6 protein-coding genes, 1 tRNA gene and 1 pseudogene are annotated in these 8412 nt (G+C 62.1%); 5 read left to right on the forward strand and 3 right to left on the reverse strand.

Annotated elements, in window-relative coordinates; all coding sequences use genetic code 11:
* The 3 genes from HUK82_RS12560 to HUK82_RS12570 all read left to right on the forward strand — a co-directional run.
* Window positions 1–828, forward strand: an 828-nt coding sequence (locus tag HUK82_RS12560; RefSeq protein ID WP_176614292.1) for a ribonuclease E/G, incomplete at its 5' end; no start/stop codon positions are given.
* Window positions 825–998, forward strand: coding sequence for a DNA gyrase inhibitor YacG (locus tag HUK82_RS12565; RefSeq protein WP_246495318.1), 174 nt, complete (start codon window positions 825–827; stop codon window positions 996–998). The genes HUK82_RS12560 and HUK82_RS12565, both read left to right, overlap by 4 nt.
* A gap of 67 nt (window positions 999–1065) precedes the next feature.
* A tRNA-Phe gene (locus HUK82_RS12570) sits at window positions 1066–1141 on the forward strand.
* 633 nt (window positions 1142–1774) lie between these two features.
* Here the strand turns inward: HUK82_RS12570 and HUK82_RS12575 are convergent.
* Window positions 1775–2005: a hypothetical protein gene (locus HUK82_RS12575; protein WP_176614294.1), complete on the reverse strand. Its 231-nt coding sequence runs from the start codon at window positions 2003–2005 to the stop codon at window positions 1775–1777.
* Window positions 2006–2356: 351 nt separating this feature from the next.
* On the opposite strand from HUK82_RS12575, the gene HUK82_RS12580 reads away from it, so the two are divergent.
* Together HUK82_RS12580 and HUK82_RS12585 are read left to right on the forward strand one after the other, a co-directional pair.
* The gene (locus tag HUK82_RS12580) at window positions 2357–4819 is read left to right on the forward strand and encodes a TonB-dependent receptor (RefSeq protein ID WP_176614295.1); all 2463 of its coding nucleotides are present in this window, start codon (window positions 2357–2359) and stop codon (window positions 4817–4819) included.
* Window positions 4820–5766: 947 nt separating this feature from the next.
* A complete protein-coding gene (locus HUK82_RS12585) occupies window positions 5767–7098 on the forward strand; it encodes a L,D-transpeptidase scaffold domain-containing protein (protein ID WP_176614296.1) in 1332 nt (443 codons plus the stop codon).
* A gap of 27 nt (window positions 7099–7125) precedes the next feature.
* Here HUK82_RS12585 and HUK82_RS12590 read toward each other — a convergent pair whose 3' ends face one another.
* Both HUK82_RS12590 and HUK82_RS12595 read right to left on the reverse strand, forming a co-directional pair.
* Window positions 7126–8010: a class I SAM-dependent methyltransferase gene (locus HUK82_RS12590; protein WP_176614297.1), complete on the reverse strand. Its 885-nt coding sequence runs from the start codon at window positions 8008–8010 to the stop codon at window positions 7126–7128.
* Window positions 8011–8109: 99 nt separating this feature from the next.
* Window positions 8110–8412, reverse strand: a pseudogene (locus tag HUK82_RS12595) (methyltransferase); the annotation flags it as partial.

An 8412-nucleotide genomic window follows, 5' to 3' on the forward strand; every position in this document is an offset into this window, starting at 1 on the left:
GGGGACGGCGCGGCCACGGGTGCGCACCCGGACCAGATCGGCCTGCTGCGTCGCGCACCCTCACCGGTCGTCGGACTTGCCGAGCGCTGGGCGGACGCGCGTATCGCCATCGACGACCCGTACATGACCACCTTCTTGCCGACAGCGCTGCACGCGCGTCTGGAGCGCGTCCGCAGCGCGTTCGACAGCGTGACGGACAATGCCGTAGGGGCGCTGTACGAACCCACTATCGCTCTGACCACGCAGATCCGTGCGACGATTACACCCACGCCGGCCCTGACCGCGATCGACATGGACATGAACGGGGCGGAGCAGCAGGCGAAGCAGACCGCCCAGTTCGCCGCCAACCGCGAGGCGCTGGCTGCGTTGGGCGATCAGATCCGTCTGCGCGCCCTTGGGGGGGCCATTCTGGTCGATCCTGCCGGCTTGCAGGTCCGCAAACGCACGGCCCTGCTGCCGGACCTTCACACGGTGCTGGAACGCGATCCCGAAGGGCCACGCTGCCTCGGCATCACGCAGCTGGGGTTGTTCGAGATCGTGCGCCCACGCCGGGAGGCCCCGCTACATGAACGCGACGCGAGTGCCCACGGTCGTGCCCTTGCCATGGCGCGGGTGTGTGCGGCTGCGGGCGACGGCGCCGCTGTCGAAGCCGGGCTTTCGGTTCTGGCGGCATGGGACGCTGATTCGTTCGCGCAGGATGCCTATCAGCGGCAGACCGGCCGTCACCTGACGATAACGCTGAACCCGTCGCTGCCGCCACTGTCATGGCGTCCTGCGGGCTTTACAGACCATACAACCACCGGGCCAGCCACCGGGAGACACCGTTGACATTGCCACCTTCACTGCCGCCCTGCCCCATCTGTGGCCGCCCGGGCACACCCACGATGCGCCCGTTCTGCTCGCGTCGGTGCGCCGATATCGATCTGGGCCGCTGGTTCTCGGGGGACTACCGCATCCCTTCCGATAAGCCTGTAGACGGTTCGGAGACAGAAAAATGATCTCCCCGGCTTGATCCCGGCCAGACGGTGGGCTAAAGCACCAACCGCCGGCCTGACCCGGCACGGTGCCCAAGTAGCTCAGTTGGTAGAGCATGCGACTGAAAATCGCAGTGTCGGTGGTTCGATTCCGCCCTTGGGCACCATGATTTCCTGAAAATCAGAGAGTTAGAGCGGCCTTTGGTGTATTCACGAAGGCGTGACGACCCAATCGTATTGTCCGCAGCCGTGGGCGTCCGACCCGTGATGTCGGGATTGCCGTCGGTCTCATTGACCAGCTGCTTGTCCCTCTCCGGACTCCAGCGAGGGCGGGCCAGCCACACGCGGCGGGGAACGTTCTGGGGACTGGCTCACCATCCGCCGAACGGTGCTCTCCTCACAACGCAAGAAGTCGGCCAGCTCACGGGCAGTCCACAGTCTCTCCCATCACCATCACTCCCGCACCCGGCCCTGAGGCGGCACGCACGGGCCCAGCAGCCGCCGCCATTGGCGATATTGACCGGGCACGATCCCGCTGTCTCTGCCAACGAACTCATTGCCGTCCCAGAGCACGGAGACGGCTGATGAGAAACGCGGCTCGGGCATCACTGGCCCCGCTCTGCTCCAGACAGGCCACGGCCCCACGAAGAATCGGGCTGTTCCCGAGTGAGCGTGAGCCATCGTCGGCCCGGCTGCGCGGGTGTAGTGATGGCTGACGGCGACTGGTGGATCTCCTGCGCGATGGAGAGGGTCAGTTGTGCTGGCACAGTGATTCAGTCCGCGTGCGCCAGCAGCCGGGCTTACGCGGTGAGCGCATCCCAGGCCTGTTTATTCCGGATAGCGAGAGGCGTCACGCTACAGGTGGCAATGATGCCAAGTACCAGCCGGGTGTAGGCGTCGCCAGGCCCGTCATTGTACTGGCGACAGGCGAAGGATGCGCACTTCAGGGCGATGCAGATCTCGCCGACGCTGTAGAGCACGCGTGGCGTGCAACGGTCCGCAAGCAGGACGACCGCCAGGACGTAAGGCACGCCGAATGCGTCATGTGACGGAAAAAGGCTGGTTACAAAAACAAGAACTGCCGTCGCAGTGGCGACGAGCCAGTACCAACGCGACAGACACTAACGGAACCTCTGCGCTCGATCATCGCCGCCGTGCCGCAAAAGCGGCACGGGAGCGCGGCCTGACGGCCCCGATCGGAAACGTGTCTCGGACACGTCTCAACAGACATGATTGAGGGAAATTTTCTTGCATAACATTTCTGCTCGGGTCTTGGAACCCAGACGCAAGGAGAGAATTTCGATGTCATATATGTAGTTGTGACTGATTCTCATTTGTGTTTTTAACATCGCCATGTCCCCCGTGGTTACGAGAGCGAGAGAATGCAGAACCCCTCAAATCGTCGTCGTGTTCACACAGCCCCGCTTGTGGCCGGTTTCGCGCTGCTGTGTTCCGGATTGCATGTCGGGGGCGCCGAGGCCGCCACGTCGTCCGACGCTGACACTGCGAAGACGAGGCATCACCGTCACCTCAGCCGCAAGACAAATGGCAAGGGCCAGACCGCGCGGGGTGCGGCGTTGCAACAGCCGGATGGGGCGGCAACCGTCCCGGCGCGCACCGACGGCATCATTCCCGCGCATCCGCTGAACAGCCAGGCCGTGGCGCAGGAGGGCGCGAATGCCTCCGGGGAAGAGCATCTGACCGTCGTCGGCAGTCCGATGAACATCCTGCATAATGATATCGGCCTGAGCCGCATGCCGAATGACGTCATGCACACCGCGCAGACGGTCAATGTCGTCCCCAAACTGCTGATGGAACAGCAGAACGTAAAGTCGCTCGACGAAGCGCTGCGCAACGTGCCCGGCATCACCGCCTCGGTCGGCGAGGGTGAAGGCGGCATGAGCGGCGATCAGTTCCTGATCCGCGGTTTTCAGGCGCAAAATGACATCTACGAAGACGGACTGCGTGATTTCGGCGTCTACAGCCGCGACAGCTTTGATTATGATCACGTATCGGTCATCAAGGGACCGTCGTCTGAAGTGTTCGGTAACGGCACGACCGGCGGCGCCATCAACATGGTGACCAAGAAGCCGCATCTGGGCAACAGCTATGGCGGCCAGTTCTCGGGCGGCTCAGCCGATTACTATCGCGGGACACTGGATGTAAACCAGCAGATCGGCGAATCGACCGCAATCCGCATTGTCGGTATGGGCAATGAAAATAACGAAGTCGGCCGTAACAGCATCTATTCACACCGCTGGGGCATTGCTCCCTCGATCGCGTTTGGCCTGGGCAAGCCGACGACGCTGACCCTCGAATACTTCCACCAGACCGACAACCGTATCCCCGATTACGGCGTGCCGTTGCTGACGCAACCGGGGACCACTACGGTGCGGCCCGGAACGGAATTCGGGGTCAATCGCAACAACTGGTATGGCACGCAGTACGATCAGGACGACACGAACGTCGATATGCTGTCAGCCCATCTGAAGCACGAACTGAATTCACACATCACCTTCTATGATGATCTGCGCGGCGGACTATATGAGCGCTACTTTTCCGCATCATCGGCGGTGTGCAACGCAACCTGCAACGCGGCGTATTTTGCCGATCCGGCGGCCGCGCAGATCAACCGACGTGGTCATCTGGGCGGCCCCGAGCCTTATCAGCAGAATGACTGGTCAGTTCAGAATGTTTTCTCGACCATTGCGAATTTCGACACAGGCCCTCTGAAGCACCAGGTCATTGCCGGATGGGATGTGGAACATGTATACGATCGCCGCACGAACTATGCTTATAATTATAATGGGGTGAATGGAACGCGGGTGGATTCGACCAGCCTGACCTCCCCCACCAATGACGTGCCGACGCTGCTGCTCGGCGGTCTTGGTCAATATAGCGGCGATCTGGTGAATATTAACGGTGTCGGACGGGCCTTGTACAAGACGGGCTCCGCGACCGACGTGGGCGCCTTCTTTTCCGACCAGATCTGGTTCACCCCAAAACTCTCGATGCGCGCCGGGTTCCGCTGGGACCATTGGGATAGCCACTATTCGGCAAACGAAGGCGAGGTCGGGACAGGCGTGTCCTACGGCCAGAACCAGGACACGTTCAATCCGACCGTCAACCTGATGTACACGCCAGACAATAACACGATGCTGTATTTCAACTGGGCACAGTCGACGACGCCGCTGGGGCTCTATGTGACCAACAGCTCCGAGCCGCTGAAATCGTCGACCGAGGGCTTCAAGCCGGAACGTAGCAACCTTTATGAAGTGGGCGCGAAATACAACGCCTTTCACGGTCGGATGGGCTTTACAGCCGCGGCGTTCCGGCTTGAGAAGGGGAATGCCCTTCAGACCGATCCGTCGACGGGTAATGTCAACTCCTCAAGCGACACCCAGAGAAATCAGGGCATCGAACTCAGCGCGTCCGGTGAGATCGTGAAGAACTGGACTGTGATCGGGACCTACGCTTATTACGACTCGACGACCGTTTCGTCTCAAACGCCCGCGAACCTCGGAAAACAGATTCAATATGTGCCGAAAAATTCAGCAACGTTCTGGACGACCTATACGGCCATGGCCGATACGCCATGGAACGTCACCTTCGGCGGCGGCCTGACGTGGCGGCAGGGCGTTTGGCTGGATGCCGCCAACACAGCGCGCGCACCGTCCACAGTCGAATGGGACGCAATGATTTCACACAGCTTCCTCAAGCACTGGAAGGTGCAGATGAACGGTTATAATCTGGCTAACCGCCTCAATTATTCCAACCTGTTCAGCGACCGCATCACGCCTGCTACCGGTCGCGCGTTCCTGTTCAGCCTGTCAGCGACATACTAAGCGGAGCGTCTTCCCGATGCGAAACCGGGAAGACCAGGGTTTCGATCGTTCACGGCCGGTCGCTTCGGAACAAGCGACCGGCCCTGAGTTCGGTCCATAGTCTCGCAGCGTCCTCAACGGGTTTGGACCCGGCCCAGCTGCGGAAGCTTGGGAGACCAGTGGGGAGCTGATGCCGCCATCAGGGCGCACGCCCCGCCTCCTCGCCGTGGGCGACTCTGGCCTGACACGGTCAGACGCCCGCCCCGCGATCCGTAAACGGGAGTTCAGAAGCATTCGCTCCCGGCCGTCACCGGAGCGATGACATCCCTCAGCACGGGCTGAAGCCGCGTGTGGCCTGCCAGCCGGCTCTTCCCGGACACAAAACGACCACGTTGACGCGGACCCGGGACAGCGCTCTCGGGACGCGCCCATGCCCCTTCAGACGCGGGAACAGGGCGACGTCCCATAAAAAAATTCCAGCCCCGATGTGGGGCTGGAACTGTATAGACTGATGGATCAGGCGCTGGCCGTTATCCGCGGGCTGCAGGAGCCGGCGGCGGAGGCGGAGGCGGGGGGGGCGGCGGCGGGGGGGCGGCTTCAACCGGCGCCGGCGGCGGCGGCTTGTCGTCTGCGCATGCGGCGAGCAGCGACAGAGGAAGTGCCACGGCGATAAGAGCCGTATTGCGGAGGAGTCTGTAGCGGGACGATGTTTTAGAAGTCGCGGACATCTGTTACTCCCTTGGTAATGCCCTGATGGACAGTAGGTAGTTAAGAACACGACTTGACAGAAAGTCAAACTACTATTTGCGTCATGGTGAAGGGTTGAGGAGTCATGGTACGTGTCTGCATCGTGGTGGCAAAAAAAGTCATATCATGACGGTCTCGCGGCGATCACAATAGTAAAACGCGACGCCGGGCGACGGGTTTCCGTCGTTTGTGGCGGCTTTACACTTGCGGCGGCATTCAGCTTGTCCGCCTGCACCACCATAACGCAGCCATCGGAAACCGAAATCGGGCGCACGATCGAGGCACCGGAACCCGTCGTCATTGCGGGTGACGTGGTCAACACTGATCTTCTGAAACGATTCTACGCCCATCACGATTTCGGACCCGTGTGGGCCAGCCGCCCTGAGCAGGCCAAGGCCATCATCGCCACCGTGGCGCACGCCGACGAGCAGGGTCTCAACCCCGCGCTGTTCCACGCGGATGCTCTCAAACATGAGAGTACCCTGTCGTCGCTGGAACGCGAATTGCTTCTGTCGGACGCGGCACTGGCCTACGCCGACGCCATGGCGCGTGGCGCGGTGCCGGTGGAACGACGATCAGACAGCGAAGCCCTGACGCCCGGTCCGGTCGACAGCGCGGCGAAGGTCGGCCAGGCCCTCGACGACGCGGACCCCGGTGCGACGCTTGATGCCCTCGCACCGACAACCGCCACGTATCGTGCCCTTCGAAAGGCCTTGCAGGCCTGCCGGACGGCGCGTGCCGCCGACAAACGCAAAAACCCGGACTGTGTGCGCAGGGTCGAAGTTAACCTCGAACGTCAACGGTGGTTGCCACGCACGCTGCCGGCCGATCGCGTCATGGTCAACGTTGCGGACGAGCGTCTGGTGTACTATCATGATGACCAGCCGGTGTTTTCCACCCGCGTGATTGTCGGGCAGGATGTGGAACGCAACCAGAGCCCCGAATTCCAGGCCGTGATCGACGCGAGCCTGTTCAATCCGCCATGGGTCGTTCCAAAGGACATCGTCACGCGCGAGATCCTGCCCAAGATTCATCGCGATCCGAACTATCTTGCTCGCAACAAGATGATCATGCTGGCCAATGGAGAGGTCGAACAGATGGCCGGCCCCGAGGCAGGGCTTGGACTGCTGATGTTCGACATGCCCAACCGCTTTGATGTCTATCTGCACGACACGCCGGACCGCTCGTTATTTAATCGGATCAATCGCCGCATCAGTCATGGGTGCATCCGGGTTCAGAACCCGCGCGAACTGGCGGCCCTGCTGCTGAAAGAGCCCGTCAGCGCCGTCGATCAGGGCATCGCGACTGGTACGACGACGCGCAACGTGCTGCCGACGGGGGTGCCTGTGTTCGTCATCTACCAGACCGCGTTTGTCGACGAAAAGGGCGTGTTGCGATACGCGCCGGATTTCTACAACCGCGATCCCGCGCTCTGGAAGCAGTTGAACAAGGCGCCCCGACGCGCCCGGTCGTCAACGTTGTCGATGGTGCCTGCGACCGTTCGGCACGACCCGCGCATGGCGTTCAACGCGTCCGGGTCGCGTCTGTTCTGAACATGATGCGGCCGACCGGCTGCGCGCTCAGACGGTGTCGATCTTTTGCAATACGATCATCACCTGCGGCAGCCGTACCGGATTATCGAGAAACTCGATCATCCGGAACAGGTGGCCCCATTTGCTGACGACGTAGCCGCGTGGAATGATGGCCTCGCCATAATGGGACTGCGGATGCGGGGGCTGCACGGAGGCGGCGTGCAGAAACTGCCCGGCCTCATAACGTGAATTCGCGGCTGCCTCGTCCACGAACGAGTCCGCGCAGGCTTCGTACCATCCGTGTTCGAGGCGCATGCCCGACGCCCGGCGCGTCCGCATTTCGGCGCAGAAGGAAATGAAACGGCGGCTTTGCGTCGTGAACATGACCAGACCGCCCGGTTTCAGCACACGGTGGAATTCGCGCATCCAGTGATTGGCCAGGAATTCGTCCAGATGCGAAAAGACCGACCATGAAATGATCGTGTCGAACGTCTCCGGCGCCACAATCAGCGGAGGCACCAGGGAACATGTCAGGAAGTTCAACGCCGGATTGCAGCGGCGCGCTTCCATCAGGAACCGCTCGGTCGAATCGACGCCGAAAAGGTTCAGTGCGTGGATGTCCTTCATGAACAGCCGCGCCATCCGCCCCCAGCCGCAGCCGAAATCCATCAGCCTCTGGTGCGCGGCGAGAGGCCGACCGGCAAACGCCGCATACGCCTTGATCTCGCGATAAAAGGTGTGAGCTTCGTGCAGCGAAACCTCGCCGCTATGGCCATGGATTTCCTGTTGCAGGGACTCGTCGGGGAAATCGGGCATCCGCGCGCCGTTGATCTCGGGCACACGTAGCGACGACACCAGCACGTTGAGCCAGTCCTCGTCACTGCAGCTACCAAACCTGTCGAAGACCGCGTCCGCGCCCGGCGCCTGATACATGCCCGATTCCGTCTTTCCCGTTTCGCGCGCGCCCGGCGCTCCGACAGAATGAACCAGTCCGCGAAGGCGCGCCAGATCAACCTTGGCGCGCGCCCCGGCTCAGGCCGGCGGTCGCAACAGGACCCGGTTGACGGATTCGAGGGCCGCGAAACTCTGTGCCCAGATCGCGCCGAACCGGTCCGCCGGCACGCCCCGTTGATCGAGCAACGCGGCAAGATCGCCCACACTGCGTTCGCCGTCGATCAGCGGCAGGATCCCGCGCGCCTGCGGTGGCAGCGGCAGACGCACCTCCAGCAGGCCGAACTCAACCGGCAGCACGTGGTCGGGCGTCATGCGCCGCGCCACCTCGACGCCCGGCATCTCCCGCATGACCGGCACCGACCCGGGCGCCAGCGGATCGGC

The organism is Ameyamaea chiangmaiensis (genome assembly GCF_013376175.1).
In the GTDB taxonomy this organism is placed as follows: Bacteria; Pseudomonadota; Alphaproteobacteria; order Acetobacterales; family Acetobacteraceae; genus Ameyamaea; species Ameyamaea chiangmaiensis.

Bases quoted from the DNA above. Each gene is read 5' to 3' on its own strand.
- HUK82_RS12580 (WP_176614295.1), top strand. From the start codon at position 2,357: ATGCAGAACCCCTCAAATCGTCGTCGTGTTCACACAGCCCCGCTTGTG.
- HUK82_RS12590 (WP_176614297.1), bottom strand. From the start codon at position 8,010: ATGTATCAGGCGCCGGGCGCGGACGCGGTCTTCGACAGGTTTGGTAGC.